The 1,545-nt window shown below is 45.8% G+C and carries 1 protein-coding gene and 1 pseudogene; both read right to left on the reverse strand.

The features are described from left to right. A pseudogene (locus ACTNBK_RS16990) lies at positions 1-668 on the reverse strand (hypothetical protein); the annotation flags it as partial. A gap of 11 nt (positions 669-679) precedes the next feature. Next, on the reverse strand, positions 680-1,545 hold an 866-nt coding region (locus tag ACTNBK_RS16995; protein ID WP_441147871.1), incomplete at its 5' end, for a hypothetical protein.

Raw genomic sequence — 1,545 nt, forward strand, 5'->3', positions numbered from 1 at the left:
GCTTTAATGTTGTTTTCTTCTTGCTGAATGGTTTTGCCAATTTTTCCGGCCTGTACGGCTGAATAATCTAAAACCGCAGGTTCTAAATCACTTGGAGAAACTCCAGTTTCCTCAAAGAAGGTATGAATCCACTTCCACAATTGATATGTACTGGTAGATTCCTTCGCTGCTTCTTCCTGAGAAAGCGCCAAAATCCTTTGGAGGTCGTTATAGAAATCTTTCGGAATTTGATATTTTCCGCCATTTCGAATAAAATCAGGGTATTGCTCCAAATGGGCTTTGACAGCCTCAAGGCCGAAATGCCCCCCGGATCGCACAAACTTTTGCTGAATTTCTGTACCATTTCTGAGAATGTCTGCAGGGCCATTGTTATTGATCCACTCGCAGACCGCGTCTAATCCTTTTATCAGGTTACGTGCGTTTTCAATGCCAACCTCCGCAGTCTCTGCGATAAAGCCATGCATTCCTTTTGCGCCGCCCCGATTGTTTTCAATCAAGGCAGCAATATTGACCTTCATCTTCTGAAGTTCGGCCAACGCCTGCTCAAGATTCATATTTTGTGAGGTCAGCTTTGCCAGAAGTTCGTTCAACCGCAACTGATTTAGATAATCAACCCATGCAGCAACACCCTGTTCCTGCGTGCTTTTTACAATTTGCGCGACATCCATACTGAATCCTCCTAAATGGTCTTGTTCAGCATTTCAGCTAACGCCAGAGTACTGTTAACCATAGCACCAAGACGGTATTGCTCTTTCTCAGACAGTTCCAGATAATTTGCATCCCTTAAAAGTGTGTTTGCCCGAGACATATCTCGCAAATCATCCATCAACATAACCGTTTCATCTATAAGATGCTGAATTTTGGCGCTGGATTCGTTGACCTCTGCCCCAGCAATGGTAATTTTCTTCGCTTCAGCAATTGCCTCATCTGCAATCTTCTTGTTTTTATGCCCTAATGCAACTACAGATGCTGCCGTGGTTACCCCGGTTATTCCCCAGCCAATGGGCCCAGCTAAGGCTAAGAGAGCTTGGCCACCTGCAACTCCTGCTCCCCCGGCAGACAACGCCCCACCGCCCAACCATGCCAGCGCCGCTTTTGTTGCTGCTGCACCAGATAATGTGGAGATTGCAGTTCCAGTGGAGGCAGTTCCGAAGGTGGTGGCCACCCACATGGCGGCAGAAGGTGCCATACTCGCCACAGCGGCTCCGCCAGCCACTCCGGCGGCAACGCTAATACCAGATTTCACAGCGGCTTTCATTGCTTCTGCGGCATACTCTTCTGCATCTCGAAACTTCTTTTGTTCAGCCTGAATATCAGAAATTGTTTTTTCAAATTCCTTTGGCTTGTTTGCGATACTATTGAGTAAAAGCTCTATTTCTTGGATCAACTTTACACTATCTTGCCGTAAGGAATAGAGTCGGGACCCCGTTTCCTGCATAGTTTGGTATGTATTATTGTACTTTTCCACTGCGTGTTCATAAATTGAAAGAGCTTCCTTTTTGGCCTTCGTATAAAGCATACTATACCCACTCCTTAATAAATTAG

This window comes from Intestinimonas sp. HCP28S3_D6, assembly GCF_052065695.1.
Lineage (GTDB): Bacteria > Bacillota > Clostridia > Oscillospirales > Oscillospiraceae > Intestinimonas.